We start from the raw sequence: 21,403 nt of genomic DNA on the forward strand, positions 1-21,403 counted from the left end.
CACCATGATCACCATGATTCTCAATAATGACCAACATAAATAACCAGAAACCAAAACGTATGAAAAGGATCACTTTTCTGACGCTGCTTACAGTCGTCATGTTTTTTATTTTCTCCTGCAGAAAGGGGGAATATTTCGCACCAACCATCTCTGATACCGGTAAGGATACGATCGTACTGAATATCGGCGATAAGACCATACTGGCTCCCGATATCAACAGCTTGTTGGGGAATACGTATAAATGGCTGGTGAATGGTACACAGGTTGCAACCGGAAACATCAATTACACATTCCAGGCAACGGAAGCCGGAAACTTTGATGTTGTACTGAAGGTGACCAGTTGGGGTGGCACTGATGAATATGCGTATAAGATCTTTGTAGAAAGACCCATTGTCGTCTCACTTGACAATATTCCTTCTGTGTCAATGTGTGAAGTACTGGAAGTGGTGCCGACAATTACTGGTCCGGATCGCAGGGATTACGAATACCAGTGGTCAATCGGGGATTCAGTGATCGGGAAAAAGCGTACGCTCAGTTTTATTTCTTTTCTGCCAGGAAATTATGAGCTGAAGCTTCGCGTTACTGCCGGGAAACAATCGACCACCTCCACAGGGTCTGTTACAGTAAAGCAGGCGCAGTACGTAAGAAATGCATACACTCTGCTGGAATATCTTCCCGCACCGGCCAGAAATCATAACTGGTCGATCATCGGTGCCGCACAAAACTGGGATTTTGGTTCTGAATTCCCTCTTGCATACAACGCATTTCTGGCGAAGGCCAGCGAATTGAGAAAACAAAACGCAGGCCCTGGGCTGCTACTGGGGTCATGGGGCGGATCAGCTACGCTCAGGTTTGATCATACGGTTGTTAACGTGCCGGGTAAAGCGGATATAGAATTGACGGCCATCATTTCCAATCTTGATCCGCCGGCTGTTTATGTCGCATACGACAGGAATAAAAATGGCAAGCCGGATACGGATGAATGGTATGAGATCAAGAACAAAGATTATGGCCTGGAGGATCTGCCTGCTTATGAAATGACATTCACCTATGACAGTACACTTGTTGATACCAGGCGCATATACACTTACTACAGCTGGAAAGATAACCAGCCGGAGCCTTCGAAGGGGCAGATCATGAATCAAAAGACATTCTCCAGTTCGCTTACCTATACCGGAGCATTTTCTGTAAGAGGTTTTTTTCCGGGTTATAATATGATCGATGTTGCGACAAAACAGGTGGGATTACTCGACGGTTGGAGCAATTCCTTTACGCGCAAGGGAAAGCGGATAACAAGGGATCTGTCGAGTGCCGGACAGTTCAGCCAGAAGCTGAATATCGATCTTGACCTGGCTGTTAACAGCAAAGGCGAGGCCGTTCAGCTGCCAGGCATCGATTTTATCAAGGTACAGAAAGTGGTGTATCCTTTCGCACGGGATATATTCAATCCGGGTGCGGGCGTACTTGATGCTAATATGAATGAAGACCGGATGCTGAGCGTATCTGGTATTTTGGATATGCATCTTAAAAACTAAAGCTGCGGGAGAACAGGACGCGCTTCCGGTCAAACGTTCCGGTGATAGCGGATCTCTCAGTAGTAATTGAACTTAAACTTATCAACCTGATAACATGAACAATAAACATAAATTTCTCGTTTGCCTGATCGGCATTTTATTTTTTATCGGCAGCTGCCGAAAAGAAACCATTGAGCAAATGGAAGAGGCGCCTGTTCTTTCAGGCATTGAGTCTGACTACTATGTTCTCGTGAGAGAGAGTATCGTTATCAGGCCTGCATTGCAGAACAGGATCGATTCGATCGAGTGGATCCTTGATGGCAGGAAAGTTGCCAGCGCATTGCAATACACTTTCCAGGCACCTGGCAATGCAGGTACGCACAGCCTGATCGTTATCGCGCACAATCGCGGCAATATCGTACAGGAGGTTGCTACCATCACTGTCGGAAGATATCAGCATGTGACGACGATGACCAATACGATCCTGAAAGTGGAAGCATCGCAAAAATTCGCCAATCTGACGGATGTGAAATGGGAAGTGCTTAATCCTCCATCTGAATTATTCAGGTTGTCGGATAACAGGACCTCCTCTGCATTATTCGCATCCGTTTCATTGGGAACTTACCAGCTGAAAGTGTCTTCAGGAGGGTTGGTTGATACGATCCTTGTTACTGTTCGTCAGCCGGACAAACCATATTCGCCCTATATCGCAAAAGTGTTTGATTACCTGCCTGCACCTGGTCAGTTTGTAAATGAGTTGCCGAAGTTCAACGCCGGAGATACCTATGAGACGATGATCACAAAGGTCAGTAACGACCTGGTGGGAGAGCAGACCAATATGATCACATTAGGAGGCTGGGGTGGTTATGTTGTAGTGGGATTTGATCACACCATTGTGAACGTGGCCGGCAGACGGGATTTCAGGATCGAAGGAAATGCGTTTGGCGCTGCTGCCAATCCCCGCCCCAATGCGCCTTTCGGTGGCAGTTGTGAACCCGGGGTCGTCATGGTTGCCTATGATAAAAATAAGAATGGAAAGCCTGATGAGGATGAATGGTATGAGATCCGTGGAAGCGCCAGTTTCTCTGCTCAACAGGAACCCTGGTACAGTCTGGCTGTGGCAAAAGGGATCGATGTTCGTACTTTCCGCGGTTATGAAATGACTTACCACCGCCCTGCATCTGAAATAGCAACCGGCGGACCTCAGAATCATATCGCCATACCTAATTATATCCGCTGGACGGATAACCAGGGACAGGATGGCTACAAGATCAAAAACACCTTCCATGCTCAGACTTACTACCCCGGATGGATCAGTGAAGATAAGATCACTTATAAGGGGATACGCCTCGCCAGGAATGGCGTAGACGAAAGTTCAGGAGGCAGCTACTACGTTTTGTATGGATTCAGATATGGCTATGTAGATAATTATCCGAATGCACATGATAATTCCGGCATTGATATCGATTGGGCCATTGATAAAGATGGTAACAGGGTAACCCTGCCGGGTATCGATTTTGTAAAAGTCTATAATGGAATTGACCAGGAAAATGGCTGGCTGGGTGAAGCATCCACTGAGATCGGAAGGGGCGAAGACCTGCACGTGGCAGGCAAGAAGATCGATACGATCAATCCGTAAGGATAGGGCTCAAAAGTTACCGGTTCAGACTACGGTTTTGTACTGGCTTTGATAATAACACTTTTACACGTTTAAACTTTCAACCGCTACGCGTACGCGCACACACACACAAACAAACAAACAAACATCACAAATAAACCAAAGAATGAACAAATCACTAATCGCCGCCGGTTCTCTTTTAACTTTAATGATCGCATCATGTTCAAAGGATGATGTGATCGAGCAGCCGGTTGCAACTCCTGAGATCTCGATCAGCAACATATCTTCAGAGAGCTCCGTTGCACAGGGAGACACGCTGTATTTCAAAGCTAAAGCCTCCGAAGGAAGTACCCTGTCATGGTCGGTGGATGGCACACCAGCTAGCGTTACAGACTCTGTTTTCAAATTCGTATCGGTTAAATTGGGAGCGCATACGATCGGCGTTACCGCTTCCAAAAGTGATAAGCAGTCTTCCGCGCAGACAGAAGTAACCGTTTATGGCAAGTACAGGAACGGAACCTTTATTCTGAATGAAGGAAACATGACGAGTGAGAACGGCTCCCTGACATTTATCAGCACTAAAGGTGTTGTTACGGACAGTGCTTATTTTAAAGCCAATGGCACGTTCCTGGGAAATGTAGCCCAGGATCTGTTTATCAATAACAATAAGATGTATATCATTTCCCAGAATGGGAAAACCAATGCAGTCGGTTCGGGTTTTGAAAATGATGGGATGCTGATCGTTGCAAATGCAGAGACATTAAAAAAAGAAGCGGCATACAATGAAGAGCTGACTGTACTTCGCTGGCCAACGCATGTTGCCGTGTTGAACGAGCAGAATATATTTCTTCGCGATAATAACGGTATTTATCGCTTCAATGCCACCACGAAAGTACTCACATTCATTAAGGGATCAAGGTCTGCGGCGAAGCTCACAATGGCAGTTTCCAATAACAAGGTCTTTGTGGCAGCTGGCACCAAAGTGTATGTAGTTGAAGCGGATAAGGACACGCTGACCGTTGCTATCGATATGAAAGCTTCTGTGAGCGGAGTAGTAAAAGCAAGCGACGGCAATGTCTGGGTGTCCACTACTACAGCTCCGGCAAAGATCTCGAAGATCAATTACCGGGATTATTCTCTGATCAAGGCGAATGAGATCAGCGCTGGTGCAGTTGGTGCAGGATTCGGAGCCACTCCGGGTATTACGGCAAAAGGGGACACGCTTTATTTCAGTAATGCAACAACAAGGATCTTCCGTCATATTTTCACCAGCAACTCTACGGAGTTCATGGTTGATGCCAAAACAATGGTTGAAGATGCAGGTATCGTCTATAACAATATTGCTGTACACCCTGTTACCGGGGAAGTTTACCTGAATACGATCAAAGGATATGGACTTAATTACCTGGTCAATAATATCAGCGTTTTTAATTTCAGCAGCGGTACAAAACTCAGCGCCAATTATAAGAATTACACAAATTTCCCTGCGGGGATCTTTTTTACCGACGGCTTTAAATAAGTCCGGGAGGTTGGTGCCTTTGTAAAATAAGGATTGATTTGTCTGTCAACCGCTATCTAAGCGGGCAGGAGGTCAGATGAACCTCCTGCCCGCTTTTTTACATTTGCATTTATGCAACAAAATTTGTTATTTCAGTGTCGGGAGAACATCCCGTATTGGTTTGGACGTTGTCCGCGAACAGCATTAATTTTCTGATGTATAGCTTACCCTGTCAGTATCAACCCCGATCTTTATGTGCTCCATAAAAAAACTCTTTATATTCTTTACCCTGTTCGTTTTTATTTCCGGGATCTCCGCTCAATCTAAGATCGCGGATTGCCTGCGTGAGGAGCTTATGACCTCTACGCCCCAGCAGTTGAACAAGTTGACTGATCAGCTTGTCCTTTCTCTACCTGGGAAACGCTTTTATCTTGTAGGGGAATCGCATACTTTTTTAGCTAATAATGACCTGCAGTTGGAGCTATTGAGATCATTGCATGGGCAGGGGGTATATAATGTTGCCTGCGAGCTACCACACGCAACCTGTTTTTTATATAATCAATTTCTTGAGACTGGTGACGAGCAGATCCTTGCGGATCTTCGGCCAGCCGCTACTTATAAGTTGTTGAAGAAGGTGAGGGAATTCAATCTGTCGCTGCCAAAGGAACAGCAGATCCGCTATTATGGGATTGACTATTCGGATCCGCAACACGGTCTTCGGAATCTTTATAAGTCTCTCCGTTCGATCCGCAGCTATGTTACGTCGAAGTCATTGCCTCTCGATACGCTGATCGGTCATTATCTGAGCAAGGATTCGATAAGTATGAGTGATGCAAGGTTATTGTGTCCGCAATTAAATGAATCCCTGCGATCGGAAGAGGAGCGATACAGGTCTCATTTTGGGATCTTCTATGATGACCTGTTATTGATGTCGTCAAATATGCTGGGATACAAAGCCAATCGTGACAACTCGATCTTTATGGGCTTTACACTGCTTTACCGGTTACTTGAAAAAAGGCAGCAGACTGCTCCGAAGTTCCTTGCTTTTTATGGTATTGGTCATATGGTTGATCTGGGAGGGATGCTGGAGGAGAATGATGGCTCGCCGGTAAAAGGTGGGGTGGTGAAGATCGGTATTCAATACGTCAATTGCTGGGGAGGATGGACTGTGCCCAGCCTGCAGACAACGGGTTTGTATAAAATGGATAAGAAAGAGCTTGCACAGCTCATTGCATATTGCGAAGCACAGCCTTGGCAGGCGGCATTGCTGGCGGGGAAGAATTGCCTGAGCGCAAAACGGGGAACTTCTCTTGATGCTGTCTTTATATTCAATCGTTATGGAGACAGGAAAATGAATTCATGGAAATTTGATTGAGATTGAAGTTTCATGTGGCCAATGGCAACGTAAACCAGAATTCGCTGCCGCGACCCAGCTGGCTGTTTACGCCGATCTCACAACCATGTTTCCGAATGATCTCTGCGGATATATACAGCCCGAGTCCGAGGCCGGAAATATTGGAGCCATCGTTATGAACGCGGTAGTAGCGTTTAAAAAGTTCCGGCAACCGTTCGCTTGCGATACCGGGTCCGTTATCGATGACCGTCACCCTGGCAAACCCTCCGTCCACTACCACCCGGATGCGTATTTCTTTGGAGGATGGCGCATACTTGACCGCGTTGTTGACAAAGTTTACAAGGACCTGGTCTATCTTATCCTTGTCTGCATGGACAGTTATATTCTTTTCACCTTCATAAACCAGCTGAAAATCTCCACCGACGCGTACATGCTGGCAGCACTCATTCACCAGTTCAGCGATCAGGAAATCGGAGGTGTTCAACTGCAGATGACCTTCCGTCATTTTCTTTGCGTCCAGCAGGTCATTGACCAGTATGCTGACTTTATTAAGGCTTTTGTTTGATTGCCCGATAAGGCGATGCATCAGTTCGGGATTGCCATCATTTTTGAATCGTTCCAGCAATTGAAGGGATGCTTTTAAGGCGGTGATAGGCGTTCTGAGCTCATGGCTTGCCACGCTGATAAAATCGTCTTTTTGCTGGATAGAGATACGCCGTTGTGTTACATCTGTAAAGGTGGCGATGCTCCCGGTTATATTGCCGGATTCATCGCGGATGGGTGCTGCGTTGATGGAAATGTAGAACATCTGACGGCCCGGCGGTTGGATGCCGATCTCAAAATCGTATACGGATTTCCCGGAACTCTGTGCTACTGCCTGTGGGTGTTCGGCATCGGGCAGGGGAGAGTCGTCCAGTTTGAATGCAGGCCATTTCGGGTTGTTATAATGACTGGAATCGTCGCTTGACTGGGTAATACCGAGGATCTTTTGCGCCATCGGGTTGGCGTAGGTAAGGGTCCCATCCAGGTCAAGGATCTCCACGCCTTCCGCCATGGTTTCGAGGATCCGGGTCAGTCGTTCCTGGTTGGTATATAATTCTTTTGTTCTTTGCTGTACTGTTTGCTCAAGGTTCGTATTAAGGTCGCGGGCTGTAAGCTGTGCTTCCAGTAGTTGCTGATTCTTTTCGCGCAGCAGTTGTTGCTGTTTCTTCTGATCAGTAAGGTCCGTAATGATCACGCTCATGAAATAGTTGCCGTCCAGTTGAAACGGTTTGAGCGATAACAGAACCGGCAATTCTTTCCGGAAGGAACTTGTTAAGGCCAGCTCCTGTTGCAGACCTGGTTGTTTCCAGGCGGTCTCCATAAGTTTGATGCATTCGCCGGCTTCCTGCGATGAAATAAAATCACAGAAGAATCTGCCTGCGACTTTTTCGAGCGGTTGATCAAGTAAAGTGGCAAAAGGGGAGTTGGCATAGAGGATAAAACCTTTATCGTCGAGTGTGGCAGCGCCAGTGGTCATTTGTTCGATAAAGATCCGGTAAGCTGCATCAGCGCTTTTAAGCGTGTAGAGCTGGTGTCCGTTATCGCCTTTTACCACGAGAGCGTCCACTTCACCGCTGCGGATCGCTTCGATCATATCATTTGCTTCTTCCAACCGGTACCGGGTTTCCAGCAATTGCTCATTGGCTTCGGCCAATGATGCTTTGAGTGCATCAATTTCGTCCTGCCGGGAATCATATGAAGGAGTTTGTTCCACAGTCATTTAAAAATGTATTATTCCAAGGCCACGTAATACGCGCTGCTTGTCAGACATATCGCCTACAAGAAAGCGTTTCGGATAGGGTGCATATTTTACCAGTAATGGTACGGCACTGATATTTTCCTGTTCGGCCAGCCCCGGCTGCTGGTATATGTCAATTATTTCCAGGTTGTAGCGGCTTTTAAGATTCTCTTCAAGGATCTTATTCAGGTTAGTGATCGCGCGCAACGAGGTAGTGGATGTGCCTGCCACAAACAGCCGAAGGGAATACACTGATTCTTCGTGTATTTCATCCGTCTCATTATTTCCAGTTTGTGAACTCATAGGTTATTCATTCAGTTTTCCCGCTGGCGTGGCCGTATGTCCAGGCCAACGAGCACTTTTTCTTCATTGGAGAGATCACCAATGATCTTGCGTACAGGCTCCGGTACTTTTTTTACCAGTGTCGGTATTGCAAGAATCTGGTCGCCTTCAGCCAGCTGGGGATTTACCAGCAGGTCGATCACTTCCAGTGAGTACTGTCCTTTCAGATGCTGTTCACAATATTGTTTGAGATTGCGGAGAGCCGTAACTGATTTCGCAGTTTTTCCTGCGACATATAAACGAAGTTCGTAGTATTCCTGTTCCACTATTTTTTCGATTTTCCCTTTTTAATAGTATTTGCTGACGCGTTTGAATCGGACCTGCGGAGATCAGATACTTTCCGGCGTGTTTCTTCCAGGACCTTTCTTTTGATATCTTCCTCCGTATAGATCTTATTCAACTCTTCTTCGGCGGATTCAAATTCGACTTTCAGGCTATCGATCTTCGCTTCCAGCACTTTCCGTTTGCGAAGGACTTCGCGATCTTTACGGTCAACCGCATGGGTACGCAATACATGACCAGTTTCTTCCAGCAGCGTTTGTTGCTCGCGTGCGGAACCGGTGAGCACTCCTTCCGGACCAAGGTATACGTCAACAAGATCCAGGCCATCGCTGGTGATAACAAATTCACGGACCTGGTTGGAGTGTTTCATGCCACGTGATTTCATGATATACAAACCGCGGTTCCGTTCGCCATTGTTTTCAATATCCCTGATCAATAGCCATGCATCCACCAATGAAGAAACACCTTCGTCTGTCTGTTCGTTCACAATATTGTTCAGGCTTAGTGCTGTGAACATTACAGTGATCTGTTCCTTCTGCAGGAAGTCGATCAGGCGGATCAGCATGGATTTTACATCGCCTACCGTTCCAACCGTAATGAGATTAGTGATCGGATCCACTACCACTACATTGGGTTTGAATTTTTTGATGGCTTTGTAAATAGCCACCAGGTGCATTTCCAGCCCATACATGGTCGGGCGTGCTGCATAGAACTGCAGCGTGCCTTTGTCGATATGAGTCTGAAGGTCGATCCCGATCGAAGTCATATTTCTTGCGATCTGCTGGGGTGACTCTTCAAAGGCAAAATATAAGCACTTTTCTTTCCGTTTGCAGGTGGCGTCGGCAAAACTTGCCGCAATACTTGTTTTACCTGTTCCGGCCGTACCGGACACAAGAATACTGCTGCCTTTATAAAAACCGGAATGCCCAAGCATTTTATCCAATGGCGCGATGCCGGATGAAACGGATTGTGTAGATACTTTTGCGTTCAGCTGGAGTGAGGTGACCGGCAAAACAGAGATCCCGTCTGCATCGATCAGAAACGGGTATTCATTGGTGCCATGTACAGATCCCCTGTATTTGACGATACGTAACCTGCGTGTGGAGATCTGGTTAATGATCCGGTGATCCAGCAGGATCACACAATCTGATACGTATTCTTCCAGCCCCTGGCGCGTGAGACTGTTATCGCCTTTTTCACCGGTTATGACTGCGGTCACATTCCGGTCTTTCAAAAATTTGAACAAACGGCGAAGCTCTGCTCTCAGGATCGCCTGGTTGGATAATCCCGCAAACAGATTCTCGATCGTATCGAGTACGACACGCTTTGCTTTGACGCTGTCAATCGCATGTCCAAGGCGGATGAACAGACCTTCCAGGTCATATTCGCCGGTTTCTTCTATCTCGGTTTTGTCAACATGAACGTAGTCGATCTTCATCTTCTTATCGCGCTGCAGTTTGTCGAGGTCAAAACCAAGCGAGGCAACATTCACTGCTAACTCATCTGCTTTTTCTTCGAATGTGACAAACACACCGGGTTCGTTGAACTGCAGTGCACCTCTTACAATAAATTCAATTGCGAAAAGAGTTTTGCCACAACCGGGTCCGCCGCAGATCAGTGTTGGTCTTCCGGCTGGCAGACCACCGAGCGTGATCTCGTCAAGACCATGGATGCCAGTAGGCGTTTTTAACAGGGTATTAGTAGGCTTTGCTATGGGTTTCGTACTTGTAGAGGCCATTCAGATTCAATTAACTACGGTGAAATTATTGATTTTATGGTAGAACTGTGGCCAAACGTCCAGGTATCCTCTAAAATAGTGCGATGTCTTTGCGCTGGCTCCGGTTCAGATCAGGAATCCAAACATGTGCCAAAGTAACATGTCTACATTAGTCCTTGATGAGAACAGTATCCGGGAAAACCATGAGGAAATGATCAGGGCTGAACTGTGTATAACCTTACACATAAATGTTGTTGATGTTTGCCAGGCTTAGGCGGACCATGCCAAATGCGGTTGATGCGATGGGGAGGACAGGACGGAAGATGATGGACTGCAAAAATGTATTACCCGGTTTGACTCTTTGGAGCGGGCAGGGGTGTTAGTTCAGTTATTATAAAAGTGGCTGACCAGTTCAGCACTTTCGATAGATGAAAAGACAGAGAGCAGCGCTTGTTTATTTTCTATGATCCACTCAGGCAATAATAGTTCGGGTCCGAACTGCCAATGACTGCGACCTCCTATCAATGTGAAATAGGATCTTTGTCCGGATTCGTCTGCTGTGTTCACATCGTATACAAAGTCAGTTCGCTTGCTTAAATTGTATTCCAGCATGAGTGGGGATGTTCTGACAACGAGTGTAATTTGAATAAGCCTCTTTTCCATTTTAATGTTTTCAGCTATACAACTCTATCCTTTTTGGTATTGAAGTACGATCTTAAGCAATTTGATCTTTTCCAGAATCTTTGTCTTCAGCCTGAAATTATTTCCCGTGCGTTTGATCTCTGCCAGCGCTGTGTGATACTGACTGATAGCCAGTTCGAAGTTGCAATCATTTTCACTCTTTAGTGCTATATGAAAAAACTTTACCGAATTGCTGTACCTGCGAAGTCGCCTTAAATAAAAAAAGTAGAACAGCAGGAATAGTATCAGAGCTGTTGCGGTGGTGTAAAGAACAAACATGGTGAATGTTTACTGTGATGATTGTTCAAAGGTCGTGTATTTACCAGGATGGATATTTTTTATTTATCAATAACGTATGTGATCCGGTTTAACTTTGGTCCTCAAATTCCTGATGTTAAAAAAATAATGTATTTCTATTTCTGCGATGATGAAGAGGCTTACTAATGACGGATCGGTAACATCACTGAATAAGTTATGTGACGTTAAAAATGCTGATGGGTTCGTTCCATCTGATCAATATCCCGCTTATTTGTTCTGCCGACGACCGGATATGATCCTTTCACTTCACTATGCAATAAAGCACTCTTTTTCCGAAGATGAAGTAGCAGACGCGATGCGCTGACCGGTGTGATGAAGCACTATCTATTAAGGCTTTAACCCGCAGCCACGGATTTTACTTTGCACGGTATAAGAATAAATGCGGTCAAAAGCGTTTGTATGCCTATCTTCACTTAATACAGATAAGCACTTCATCACACAGCCTGGATCAGTTCTGATTTTTACGCTTCCTACGGTAATCATTTTTCCTCCTCTTTGCGCCTGCTGTTGTTCTTCTGTTATTATTTGATAATTAAAATGTTTATTATGAACATGTATGTATCTAACCTTGACTTCAATGCAAGGGATGAGGATCTGAAACAACTTTTTATTCCTTTTGGAGAGGTTGCATCTGCAAAGGTGGTCCGCGATAAAGTAACAGGCCGCAGCCGTGGATTCGGTTTTGTAGAAATGCAGTCGGAAGAAGAGGGAACAAAGGCGATGACCGACCTTAACGGAAAAGATCTCAATGGACGCACACTTTCTGTTTCGCTGGCGAAACAAAAAGCAAGAGTTGACGTAAAAAGCGTTTGGATGTAAATTGTAACAATACAATTTCATCAGGGGTAAGTCCCAACTCATTTACGCAGGTGAATTGTTCTTTTCTCCATGTAACCGGCTTACAATCCATTTTAAAATGGAAACACAACGAAACAGGGTCATCTCAAATTTCAGGGAGTCAGCCGTGAGGGTCTTTCTGAACCTGTGGTTTGATTTCGAGAAAAAGGTGAGAAGCCTGAATCGTCAGGAGGATAATAACCTGTTTGATCAGTTGCAAAGCCGCTATACTAGTAGCTTAAAAGTTGAGTTGCTCAAGCATGCCGAGATATGTTTGAGCGAATACTGTGGCGACAGGAGTTCATTAAGAAAAAACCTGAACGACCAGGTGGCGCAAAATATTTCTGCTTTTATTACGAAGGCAAGGCTATTGTAAGCTTTGTACACTTTCCCGTTACAACTCCGGTGACAGGTGCATGTTCCATGCTTTTCAATTACCTGACGATTACCGGATCTTCCTTACTATGTTTGTTCAGGTTGCGCCCGGGGAGACGAGTTCCGCAGGGCGGGTCATCCCATTTTCCAGTCTTTGGATCGCTGTTAGGCCTGACAGACGGGTGGGATCAGATAATTTGTGATACAGATGGGAAACGCCTATTTTTAGGATACCATCTAAACCACAAACTCCACTATGTTTGCTAGAATATCGGGAATTCTCCTTCTCCTGGGCCTTTACGTATCTGCCTCAGCACAATCCTCCACGTATTTCAAAAGCAGTGATAATCTCTATCATATTTACCTGCCGGGTGGATGGACAAAGCAGGCATCCACGAAAGGTATGCCCCTGTCGTTGCAGCCTCCCGATAGCAAGAAAACAGATTTTCCAACTGCGCTTACACTTGAAACAGGTTCGCTTGCGGCCGGATACGAGAAAGCCGGCATCCGTGAAATTGCCAAAGCGGAGGAAGCGATCATGAAGCAGCAATTTGGCCAAACTCTTACGATCACCTCCAATGAATTCCGGATAATCAACAATAAGGAATGGTGGCATTTTGTTTTTTCGGTCAAAGCATCAAAGAAATTGAGCTATCGTTTCAATATTTTCAAAACGATTCATAACCAGGTCACCTATACATTATCTTACCGGGGTGAGGAAGGCGAGTATTATGCTAACCAGCAGCCGGCGATCAATGCGATCTGGTCATTCATGTTCTATACCTCTGACGATACTGAATACAAAGACAGCCAGGGTGCAATAGATAACGCTACGGCCCTGCGTCAGCTTCAGCCTTTTTCCGGTACGTATGTTTTCTTCATAGAAGACAATTCGGGAAGAGTAAAACAAACGATCACCATCGGGGACTCTGCGCAGGGAAAATACAAGGCGATGGAGAGAAGAGAGATCTTCAGAAACGGGAAGAACAACCTGTTCGAGGCAGCACTCAGGCCTGAGTCGATAGAGGGTGATGTCATCACGCTTTCCACAGATGCGGTGAGCATTTTTGACAATACGCTGAACCTTCGCAAGGCCAGCTATAAACTTCAAAAGAACAGCGAGGGTTTTGCGGCGGTGATGTGGGCAAGAGATTCGACGTTCAAGTCGATGGACATGGTCTTTGTGAAACAAAAATCTCCCGTTCAAACGAAGGCGCAGGTGGTTCCGGCAACAGCTGGTGTCAAAAATGAGGTTGATGGCCTCGGCGTTATAAAAGACCCGATGACAGCTGCGGATGAAGCGGATAACCTGAAAAGATTTGGAAACGGTAAAGTAAGCCGGGCTCTTCCCAATGAGTTAAAACTTGTCACATCGGGCAACAAGACAGTTTCGCTGAAAGATGATGGTTCCACTTCTTATAAATTCCTGGGGTCTGTAAAAGAATTGAATAGTTATGTCATCCAGCGGCTGGAAGAAGAGGATGTACTGAGCTATATTGTCGTGAATAAAACAACGGGGGCCGTCTCCGATCTTCCTGCCCTGGACTACAGGTTGTCGCCAGACAAAAAATGGATGGTTGTTTATAACAATGCGCTTTCCGCGCAGGATCTTGAGTCGGCAAGTTTTATACGGATCCTTTCTGTTTCTGATGCCGGTATAAAAGAGTCATACGAGGTTACCACGGCTGAGCCGGGGAGTAAAAAGGGTTGGGCGCCAGCTTCTGTCAAATGGGCTGGAAACAGTTCGATCGAAGTGGAGAAGGAAGCGATCGTTTCAGGAAAGAAAGGAGCAGCCGGTAAAACTTCCCTGAACTTCAACAATGGGAAATGGGTCATGGCTGCGGCACAGCAGCAACCGGTACCTGGTGCAACACTTGTTCCATCTGTGACAGACAGGGTAATGAAGGGCGGTAAAACGCCGGATGAGCTGGGTAGGATCCTTCTTGCCGCGATGAAGAGCAATGACGTTAAAACATGGTATGCCTGCATCATGGAAGGCAGCCTGGAGGAAGTGACCGCCTCGTTTAAAAAGGTCAGGGAGCATTTTACAACCCAGGGTTTGAGCGACTGGAGTAAAGTGCAATTCAGCAGGGTCACTTATTCGAAAGACTCCTATAATACAGATCCAGAGAGATCGATCTTTACTTTTTACAATATCGAGTTCACCTACGAGAAGGATTTTATCGGGTTGCTTAAAGGCTCTGTGAACAGTGCACGAATAGAACTCATCGGGGGTAAATATTACCTGCTGCGCGGCTTGAATGATGGTGGCATGATGAGGAAGGGGCAGTATAACAGGTAGGGCAGGTCTCTCCACACTTTTCATTTCGCGGGTATCCGCAGCAATCGGGGTGATCGACGTGTTCCCGTCCCGGGAAGGATCTGCTTTCATCTCTGAAAGTGAACCCGGGGACAGGCAGGTTGTTAATTTCGATCGGCAAACTTTTCATGATTCTTGTTCTCCTGAGAAGCTGCCCGCATATGTGGCGGATGCTTCCGGAATGCCGAAAGGTGGGATAAGACATGGATAGGGCATGCCAGCCGGATGCTTTTTTCAGGCTATCGCTAAGCTAAGGGCATACTACCCTGATGCTATTCCCATGCTATCGCGATGCTTAATTGATGCTTCAACCATGCTATAACCATGCTATAACCATGCTTCCCTAATGCTTCACCATGCTGAAAAGGGCAGGATCTGGTACTATTCCGAAGCTGGTTTACTCAAGCCGGGGACGACCATAATTGGTCTTTATTTTTCGGCAGGGCCTGGCGGGAGGCATCCAGGACCCGGGCAATTCAGCTAAGGCTTATCGGATCAATTTCAGGTTCAGGAACTTTTCTGTACGGACACCAATGCCGCGTTGATCACAGGTAAAACATCCTGATCCCGGAATGGTTTTGAAATATAGCCGGCGGGGCATAATCTTTTCACGTCTTCATCAATATGATCGTAGGTATTTGCCGAGATAAAAATAAACGGGATGTTCTGGTCGCGCAGCCTTTCTGCGATCTGCAGACCGGTTTCGGAGCCGCGTAAAAAGATGTCAAGGCAAACGAGATCGGGGCGACGGGACGCGATCATGGCAAAGGCTTCGGTAGCGTGGTGGGCAATGCCCAGCACCTCTATGCCATTGTTTTCAAGAATGAGCTGCAGGTCAAATGCTCCGATGAACATGTCATCTACGATCAATACGCTCCCGTTCATGCGGTGATTGTTTGGGTTCCGGGATAATGCTCTTCCATGCTCTCAGCCATGTTATTGTTGTCAAAGGTGATTGATACTTCAGTTCCTTTTGCGGAGTGGATCTTCAGCTCTCCATTCAGTTCACCGCTGAAGCCCCTGATGAGTTTCATGCCGAGCGAAGAAAATCCTGACAGGGAAATCTCACCCGGCATGCCGATGCCATTATCCCTGATCGATAAGAACAGGCGGCTTTGACCGGCTGTTTTAAAGGACACAGTGATCTGTCCTGTCCGCTGATCCGGAAAAGCATGCTTGAGTGCGTTGTTGACAGCTTCATTGAGGATGAGGCCAACAGGAACTGCCTGTGAAGGATCAAGCTCAACGGGCTCGGCCTGAAGCACGAAACGAATACGGTTGACAGTATCAAATGCGATCTTATAATAATCGAGCAGTTCTTCAAAATATACCGCCATATTAACGGATGATATATTCTCTGACTGATAAAGTTTTTTATGAATGAGGGACATGGAGTGAATACGGTGCTGACTGTTCCTGATCGCCTCTTTTGCCGTTTCATCATTCAGGAAATAAGACTGCGTATTGAGAAGGCTCATTACTACCTGGAGGTTGTTCTTTACCCGGTGATGGATCTCCTTCAGCAGCCAGTCTTTTTCCTCAAGCAGTCCTTCTTTTTCCTGCAGCAGGTTTTCCTTATCGGTCAACAGTTTTTCCAGCTCTCTATTTTTTGATGCGATCTCTTTTCTGCGTTTCTGATTTAGCCTGTACTGACGAACGATCAGGCCAACTATCATCGATAACAGAATGATGCCGCTGAGGCTGAGGTTCTTTTGATAATTGGCTTTTGCTGCGCGCGCAGACTGCAGTTCTGTTTCCTGTTTAAGGAGGGCGTTGTCTTTTTTCCTCTTATCCACATCATACTGTACTTCAAGTTCTGTTAATTGCCGGTTCTTATGAAGGTTAAAAATGCTGTCTTCGTATCTTCCTGCCAGCTGATAGTTTCTGATGGCTCCGATGTAATTTCCGTTCAGCGAATCGATCGAGAATTGCATGTAGTGGGCTAGTGGTTTATCGTACAGCATGATCTCACCCGTTTCGAGGTAAAGGTCCAGGTAGTGCTGACCAAGGGTTACATTTTTATGGTAAATGTGATATTGTGTAAGGGCCGCATAAACATCTTTCCGGGCCATTCTTTCAATGCGGCCATTAAGCTGATGCATCTGTGGCAGCAGTTGCTGATAGGTTTTTTCCGCCCGGGAGTAGCTGCCGGTGGAAATGTGGTGTGAAAGTACTGCAGCCAGGCTTTGAAGCAGCAGGGTGGGATTGCATTGTGAGTAGTTCTTCTCGATAAGCGCTATCACATCTTCGGATTCTTTGATCTTTCCGGTCTTTACCATCAATCGCTGAAGTTTCAGGGCAATATCGCTCTCCACCATTCTATCGGCGTATTTTGCAGCAACGGCGAGGGCTTTTTGATAATAATGTTCTGCAGTTTCCCATCTCTCGGTCTTATTCGAGATATCAGCGTATCCATCATACAGGTATATCATGTAGTAAGTCTGGTCACCCAGTTCTTCTGCAAGATTGAGCGCTTTGCTGATGGTGGTGAAAGCTTTTTCGTGCTCGCCTGACTGGTTATATATCCAGGCTTGTGATGTCAATAAATGCTGGATATCTTTTTTACCCGTTGCGGTATAGTACATGATCGCAGAGTCGAGTAAATGGGATATTTCGTTTTTCAGGTTGCGGTATTTCGTATTATCTGCCAGGTCTTCATAGGCTGCACCAAGAACCCTTTTCGTGCCGATCTTTTTTGCAAGGGACATGTTCTCTGCTGTAATGATCCGGGTGCTATCGGTATTATATACATACACGAATGCCCTGAACAGCGTTCTGCTCGCATTAAACACGCCTGTATCGTTTTTGACGGAGGCAGACAGATCAACTGCTTTTCTGGCAAAGTTTATACTTTCAGGATACCTGCTGGCATAGTTATAGGCTTTCGAATAAAGGATGTAGGTGTCTGAAAGATCCTGTGCCGAGCCTGTACTCTTTGCAAGGTCTTCACACTGCTTTGCCAAAGACAGGGCCGTATCCAGTGACTGAGGGAACGCAACCATATACGATTGTTCTACATGATAATCTCCCATAGCCAGCATCGCCCTGATCTTTTGCTGACCCTGGGATGCACTACGTAAGTTTTTAGTCAGCTGGTTGTAGAGAGGCCTGTTCCATTGCGCGTGCACAAACTGTGCATGCAAAGTGAGTACTAAAATCAGGAGAAAAGACTTTGATTGCATAACAACCAGATGGTTAAAATTTGAGTCAGTTAAATGGCGTTGTTGAAATAAAAGTAATGATAAACCATACTACAAACCATGTACTATAGCAGAAAAAAACAAAAAAGACTTGAGCAGTTCTTCTGTTAGCGATATTTCATTAATCATGCTTTATAACCTCAAACCTCAGTAACGATATTTCGCTAATTTCTTGAAATGCCGTTGATGATTTTTATGTCATGTTGACTCTGTAAATGAAAATGAACAACTTAACAAGTGGTATGAATTTTAGTTCCCGGTACACGATCAAACAAGTAATCATTCTTAAAACAAACTTATTATGAAGAAGATCTTTTCGCTTGTGTTCTTTTTAACTATTTCCCTGTTAACGATGGCCTGTGAGAAATGCTACAACAACAAGGATTTTGAAATCAGTTCCACAACTGTTACCCACAACAAAGAACTGGGTGTAACTGTCTGGGAGATCAAAGTAAAAGGGAAAGCGGGACAAACAACTCCGAAGGGAGTTGGTAAGCTCAACGGTGCTCCGGTATTGGGATATGTTTTTCCCACTACATTGAAACCATCCGATGTCGGCTTTAGTGAAACCGAAGGTATTCTTGCGCTTGCGTTAACATCGCATCCAGATTTTGATGATACTCCCATGTGGGATGAAAATGTGGACCGCAATTACGGAAACGATGGCGTCATCTGGCATCCGCATTGGGTCGTGTTGCAAAAGGATGCACGTGTGGCTGGTGGTCTCTCTGTGACGCAGTTCACTAAGGGAGATCCGGGAGTGGTACTGCCTGCGAATAACCCCGGCATGGAAATGTATATGGACAGTCCCGGATTTAATGTAGTGACCAATGGAAATACGATCCGTGTGATCGTTCCCGATTACAGGATCAGCAATAAAACGGATTTCAGGTTTGACGCGGTTGCGTGTTTTATGATGGTTGATACAGGTGGGGAAGAAGGCAGCATGGGCGCAACGAATATGCCGATGCTGGGAGTGTATAAAGTTTATTCGGTTGCGAGTAAGGATCTTTCGCTTCCCTATAAAGTAAAATAATTATCAGACAGCAGTATCAAGGTGAACAGAGGGGTTCTTCAGTAGTTGAAGGGCCTCTTTTTTATTGCGGCCTCGTTGATGAGTGGCGCAGGTTTCCGCTGAATTGAGCTGATATGCCTGCAGATGTTCTGATATTATTCTTTAACCGGTATCATCGTGTATGCAGGAGCGGCGTAACCGAATGCATGAGGGAAATGAAGTCTTTTATTAGCGATATTTCGAAATCATTATTCAAATATCGCTAATGCTCACCGATGCGTTTTTCATAATGCATTGATAGAGAATGGTAATATTTGGCGGCGCGTAGTTTGTATAGCAGACAGTAACTCAAACCAACTGTTATGAAAAAGTACGTCGTTTTATTTCTCCTGTCCTTCGCTTCATTAGTTTCACATGCGCAAAGCGATGCGCTGAACAGTAAAACACAATTCGCGGAGCTATCCGGAAGAAAGCTTGCTTACCGCTCTATTGGGAAAGGCTCGCCTGTTATACTGGTTAACCGGTTCAGAGGTACGCTGGATACCTGGGATCCTTTGTTCCTTGATCAGCTGGCGGCACATCATCGCGTGATCACGTTTGACTATTCAGGGATCGGGTATTCTACTGGTGAACTTCCTGCTGATATTACTAAAGTTGCTGCAGACGTCAGCGATCTTGCGAAGTATCTGAAACTTGATCAGGTCATCGTGATCGGATGGTCGTATGGCGGGCTTGTATCTCAGGTGGCCGCACTGCAAAATCCGAACCTCGTTACGCATACCATATTGCTGGGCACGGGCCCTGTGGGAAAAAGAGAAGTACCGCTGGATCAGGCATTCCTGGATCCCGCATTAAAACCTGTAAATGATCTTAATGATGAGATCGTCCTGTTTTTTGAGCCGGCTTCAGTTACATCCCGCGAAGCGGCTAAAGCTTCGCATGACAGAATAGCCCGCAGGTTAGATGTATCCAGGATCCCTTCCACGATGAATGTTTTCGAGAGATATTTCAAAGGGGGAACCATGGCCGCGGAAGACGCAGCAGGATTCCGGGGCCAACTGATGACAACCAAAATGCCGATACTGGTGATCTCGGGTGACCATGATATCAGCTTTGCTGTGGAGAACTGGTTTCCGCTTGTAAGGAAATTGCCAACAACACAGCTGATCGTGCTGCCGTTGACGGGACATGCACCACAGCATCAACATCCTGCACTTGTGGTGTCTTATATCGAAGGATTTCTGGCGCGTTAGTCCATCCTCAGATCGTATCACGCACGGAGCAGAAAATGTCACAATCGTTTAAAGTCGTTATTCAAACAAACCGATAAAACATCAATGTAATTCAAAAACAAAAAAGTATGAAACCATTATCATTACCAACTGTATTTGCAATGGCCCTTCTTGCGGGCGTTCCGGTACTTGTTTCCTGCAATTCAAGTGGAAACAGTGCTCCGGCAGCAGAAAATATATCAAAAGCGGAAACCTCATCACCGGTAAATTATGCCAGCGATCCTCATCTGAGTGCTGCAACAAAAGAATTCCTGAAACCACTTAATTCAGGAGGAAAGCCACTGGAAACATTGCCGGTTGAAGACGCAAGAAATGTGTTGGTGGGTGCACAGGGCGGAGCCACGGTAGATCTTTCCGGCATCGATGAATCAACAAAGGAAATTCAGCAGGATGGGATGACGATCACGCTGAACATCGTAAGAACCAAAGGCGCTAAGGGTGTGCAGCCAGGGTTTATGTATATACACGGAGGCGGATGGGTGCTGGGAGACTATCCCACACATAAACGGATGGTCCGCGATCTGGTTGTACTGACAGGATATACAGCCGTATTTGTAGAGTATAAACGTGCGCCTGAATTCAAATATCCTTACCAGGTAAATGAAGTCTATGCTGCTGCAAAATGGCTTGCTGATCATGGAGCGGAGGTTGGACTGGATGGTAAGAATATGGCGATCATCGGAAACAGCGCCGGAGGAAATCTTGCAACAGCAGCCGCATTGATGGCAAAAGAAAAAGGAGGCGTGGCATTTAAAACACAGATCCTGTTCTGGCCGGTGACGGATGCAGATTTTAGCAGGGAATCCTGGAAGCTGTATGGAGAACAACGCTTTCTTACCGCTTCGCTGATGAAATGGATGTGGGATCAGTACATCCCGGCAGAGAAAAGAAAAGAGATCTATGCATCACCATTGCAGGCTACCGTTGAACAATTGAAAGGTTTGCCACCTACATTGATACAGGTAGCGGAAAATGATATTCTGCGTGACGAAGGCGAAGCGTACGGCCGGAAATTACTGGAGGCGGGTGTTGACGTAACAACAGTACGTTACAATGACGTGATACATGATTGGGGATTACTCAACGGACTCGCGGGTATTCCTCAGACAAAAGCATTATTCATTCAAACCGCGGCCGAACTGAAAAAACATTTAAAATGATCTCATAGCAGGTGGTTTGTTGATTTCAGCCGGGGGCAAACAGGTGTTTGCTCCCGGCATTTTATGTAAAAAATCTATTCAATTTATTTATCGATCTATC

At 45.9% G+C, this 21,403-nt stretch carries 18 protein-coding genes; 10 read left to right on the forward strand and 8 right to left on the reverse strand.

Annotated features, from left to right (window positions below):
• The first annotated feature begins 59 nt into the window (after positions 1-59).
• The 4 genes from LZZ85_RS12310 (at position 60) to LZZ85_RS12325 (ending at position 6,005) form a co-directional block, all read left to right on the forward strand.
• A complete protein-coding gene (locus LZZ85_RS12310) occupies positions 60-1,535 on the forward strand; it encodes a PKD-like domain-containing protein (protein ID WP_237872084.1) in 1,476 nt (491 codons plus the stop codon).
• Positions 1,536-1,629: 94 nt separating this feature from the next.
• On the forward strand, positions 1,630-3,153 hold the full coding sequence (locus tag LZZ85_RS12315) for a hypothetical protein (RefSeq protein ID WP_237872086.1): 1,524 nt from the start codon (positions 1,630-1,632) through the stop codon (positions 3,151-3,153).
• 145 nt (positions 3,154-3,298) lie between these two features.
• Positions 3,299-4,651, forward strand: a complete 1,353-nt coding sequence (locus tag LZZ85_RS12320; RefSeq protein WP_237872088.1) for a DUF5074 domain-containing protein — start codon at positions 3,299-3,301, stop codon at positions 4,649-4,651.
• Positions 4,652-4,883: 232 nt separating this feature from the next.
• Positions 4,884-6,005 (forward strand): TraB/GumN family protein, encoded by a 1,122-nt coding sequence (locus tag LZZ85_RS12325; RefSeq protein ID WP_237872091.1) that lies wholly within the window; start codon positions 4,884-4,886, stop codon positions 6,003-6,005.
• 10 nt (positions 6,006-6,015) lie between these two features.
• Here the strand turns inward: LZZ85_RS12325 and LZZ85_RS12330 are convergent, their stop codons facing one another.
• The 6 genes from LZZ85_RS12330 to LZZ85_RS12355 all read right to left on the reverse strand — a co-directional run bounded on the left by LZZ85_RS12330 (position 6,016) and on the right by LZZ85_RS12355 (position 11,065).
• Entirely contained in the window at positions 6,016-7,746 is a 1,731-nt protein-coding gene (locus tag LZZ85_RS12330) for a PAS domain-containing sensor histidine kinase (RefSeq protein WP_237872094.1), read from the reverse strand.
• Positions 7,747-8,067 (reverse strand): circadian clock KaiB family protein, encoded by a 321-nt coding sequence (locus tag LZZ85_RS12335; protein ID WP_237872096.1) that lies wholly within the window; start codon positions 8,065-8,067, stop codon positions 7,747-7,749. It abuts the gene before it with no gap.
• A gap of 11 nt (positions 8,068-8,078) precedes the next feature.
• The gene (gene kaiB, locus LZZ85_RS12340; protein WP_237872098.1) at positions 8,079-8,372 is read right to left on the reverse strand and encodes a circadian clock protein KaiB; all 294 of its coding nucleotides are present in this window, start codon (positions 8,370-8,372) and stop codon (positions 8,079-8,081) included.
• On the reverse strand, positions 8,372-10,126 hold the full coding sequence (gene kaiC / locus LZZ85_RS12345; RefSeq protein ID WP_237872100.1) for a circadian clock protein KaiC: 1,755 nt from the start codon (positions 10,124-10,126) through the stop codon (positions 8,372-8,374). The genes kaiB and kaiC overlap by 1 nt, the downstream gene beginning before the upstream one ends.
• A gap of 363 nt (positions 10,127-10,489) precedes the next feature.
• On the reverse strand, positions 10,490-10,768 hold the full coding sequence (locus LZZ85_RS12350) for a hypothetical protein (RefSeq protein WP_237872102.1): 279 nt from the start codon (positions 10,766-10,768) through the stop codon (positions 10,490-10,492).
• A gap of 24 nt (positions 10,769-10,792) precedes the next feature.
• On the reverse strand, positions 10,793-11,065 hold the full coding sequence (locus LZZ85_RS12355) for a hypothetical protein (RefSeq protein ID WP_237872104.1): 273 nt from the start codon (positions 11,063-11,065) through the stop codon (positions 10,793-10,795).
• Between the two features lie 585 nt (positions 11,066-11,650).
• Here LZZ85_RS12355 and rbp point away from each other — a divergent pair.
• The 3 genes from rbp (at position 11,651) to LZZ85_RS12370 (ending at position 14,618) form a co-directional block, all read left to right on the forward strand.
• The gene (rbp, locus tag LZZ85_RS12360; protein WP_237872106.1) at positions 11,651-11,923 is read left to right on the forward strand and encodes an RNA-binding regulator; all 273 of its coding nucleotides are present in this window, start codon (positions 11,651-11,653) and stop codon (positions 11,921-11,923) included.
• A gap of 97 nt (positions 11,924-12,020) precedes the next feature.
• On the forward strand, positions 12,021-12,317 hold the full coding sequence (locus LZZ85_RS12365; RefSeq protein ID WP_237872108.1) for a hypothetical protein: 297 nt from the start codon (positions 12,021-12,023) through the stop codon (positions 12,315-12,317).
• Positions 12,318-12,572: 255 nt separating this feature from the next.
• Positions 12,573-14,618 (forward strand): hypothetical protein, encoded by a 2,046-nt coding sequence (locus tag LZZ85_RS12370; RefSeq protein WP_237872110.1) that lies wholly within the window; start codon positions 12,573-12,575, stop codon positions 14,616-14,618.
• A gap of 525 nt (positions 14,619-15,143) precedes the next feature.
• On the opposite strand, the gene LZZ85_RS12375 is transcribed toward LZZ85_RS12370, so the two are convergent.
• Together LZZ85_RS12375 and LZZ85_RS12380 are read right to left on the reverse strand one after the other, a co-directional pair.
• On the reverse strand, positions 15,144-15,521 hold the full coding sequence (locus LZZ85_RS12375) for a response regulator (RefSeq protein ID WP_237872112.1): 378 nt from the start codon (positions 15,519-15,521) through the stop codon (positions 15,144-15,146).
• Positions 15,518-17,818: a histidine kinase dimerization/phosphoacceptor domain -containing protein gene (locus LZZ85_RS12380; protein WP_237872114.1), complete on the reverse strand. Its 2,301-nt coding sequence runs from the start codon at positions 17,816-17,818 to the stop codon at positions 15,518-15,520. Before LZZ85_RS12380 ends, LZZ85_RS12375 begins: the two co-directional genes overlap by 4 nt.
• 319 nt (positions 17,819-18,137) lie before the next feature.
• Here LZZ85_RS12380 and LZZ85_RS12385 point away from each other — a divergent pair, with 319 nt between their 5' ends.
• From LZZ85_RS12385 to LZZ85_RS12395, 3 genes are all read left to right on the forward strand, one after another.
• Entirely contained in the window at positions 18,138-18,872 is a 735-nt protein-coding gene (locus LZZ85_RS12385; protein ID WP_237872116.1) for a hypothetical protein, read from the forward strand.
• 341 nt (positions 18,873-19,213) lie between these two features.
• Positions 19,214-20,104 carry an alpha/beta fold hydrolase gene (locus tag LZZ85_RS12390; RefSeq protein ID WP_237872118.1) on the forward strand — a complete coding sequence of 297 codons (891 nt, stop codon included), beginning with the start codon at positions 19,214-19,216 and terminating at the stop codon, positions 20,102-20,104.
• Positions 20,105-20,211: 107 nt separating this feature from the next.
• The gene (locus LZZ85_RS12395) at positions 20,212-21,303 is read left to right on the forward strand and encodes an alpha/beta hydrolase (RefSeq protein WP_237872120.1); all 1,092 of its coding nucleotides are present in this window, start codon (positions 20,212-20,214) and stop codon (positions 21,301-21,303) included.
• The last annotated feature ends 100 nt before the right edge of the window (positions 21,304-21,403 follow it).

The organism is Terrimonas ginsenosidimutans, from assembly GCF_022012415.1.
GTDB classification, from domain to species: Bacteria; Bacteroidota; Bacteroidia; order Chitinophagales; family Chitinophagaceae; genus Terrimonas_A; species Terrimonas_A ginsenosidimutans.

What these genes read in the sequence shown, in the direction of transcription:
- LZZ85_RS12385 (WP_237872116.1), top strand. Translation starts at nt 18,138, where the DNA reads ATGAAGAAGATCTTTTCGCTTGTGTTCTTTTTAACTATTTCCCTGTTA.
- LZZ85_RS12350 (WP_237872102.1), bottom strand. Translation starts at nt 10,768, where the DNA reads ATGGAAAAGAGGCTTATTCAAATTACACTCGTTGTCAGAACATCCCCA.
- LZZ85_RS12380 (WP_237872114.1), bottom strand. Translation starts at nt 17,818, where the DNA reads ATGCAATCAAAGTCTTTTCTCCTGATTTTAGTACTCACTTTGCATGCA.
- LZZ85_RS12320 (WP_237872088.1), top strand. Translation starts at nt 3,299, where the DNA reads ATGAACAAATCACTAATCGCCGCCGGTTCTCTTTTAACTTTAATGATC.
- kaiC (WP_237872100.1), bottom strand. Translation starts at nt 10,126, where the DNA reads ATGGCCTCTACAAGTACGAAACCCATAGCAAAGCCTACTAATACCCTG.
- LZZ85_RS12365 (WP_237872108.1), top strand. Translation starts at nt 12,021, where the DNA reads ATGGAAACACAACGAAACAGGGTCATCTCAAATTTCAGGGAGTCAGCC.
- LZZ85_RS12330 (WP_237872094.1), bottom strand. Translation starts at nt 7,746, where the DNA reads ATGACTGTGGAACAAACTCCTTCATATGATTCCCGGCAGGACGAAATT.
- LZZ85_RS12310 (WP_237872084.1), top strand. Translation starts at nt 60, where the DNA reads ATGAAAAGGATCACTTTTCTGACGCTGCTTACAGTCGTCATGTTTTTT.
- rbp (WP_237872106.1), top strand. Translation starts at nt 11,651, where the DNA reads ATGAACATGTATGTATCTAACCTTGACTTCAATGCAAGGGATGAGGAT.
- LZZ85_RS12315 (WP_237872086.1), top strand. Translation starts at nt 1,630, where the DNA reads ATGAACAATAAACATAAATTTCTCGTTTGCCTGATCGGCATTTTATTT.
- LZZ85_RS12355 (WP_237872104.1), bottom strand. Translation starts at nt 11,065, where the DNA reads ATGTTTGTTCTTTACACCACCGCAACAGCTCTGATACTATTCCTGCTG.
- LZZ85_RS12390 (WP_237872118.1), top strand. Translation starts at nt 19,214, where the DNA reads ATGAAAAAGTACGTCGTTTTATTTCTCCTGTCCTTCGCTTCATTAGTT.
- LZZ85_RS12395 (WP_237872120.1), top strand. Translation starts at nt 20,212, where the DNA reads ATGAAACCATTATCATTACCAACTGTATTTGCAATGGCCCTTCTTGCG.
- LZZ85_RS12325 (WP_237872091.1), top strand. Translation starts at nt 4,884, where the DNA reads ATGTGCTCCATAAAAAAACTCTTTATATTCTTTACCCTGTTCGTTTTT.
- LZZ85_RS12375 (WP_237872112.1), bottom strand. Translation starts at nt 15,521, where the DNA reads ATGAACGGGAGCGTATTGATCGTAGATGACATGTTCATCGGAGCATTT.
- LZZ85_RS12370 (WP_237872110.1), top strand. Translation starts at nt 12,573, where the DNA reads ATGTTTGCTAGAATATCGGGAATTCTCCTTCTCCTGGGCCTTTACGTA.
- LZZ85_RS12335 (WP_237872096.1), bottom strand. Translation starts at nt 8,067, where the DNA reads ATGAGTTCACAAACTGGAAATAATGAGACGGATGAAATACACGAAGAA.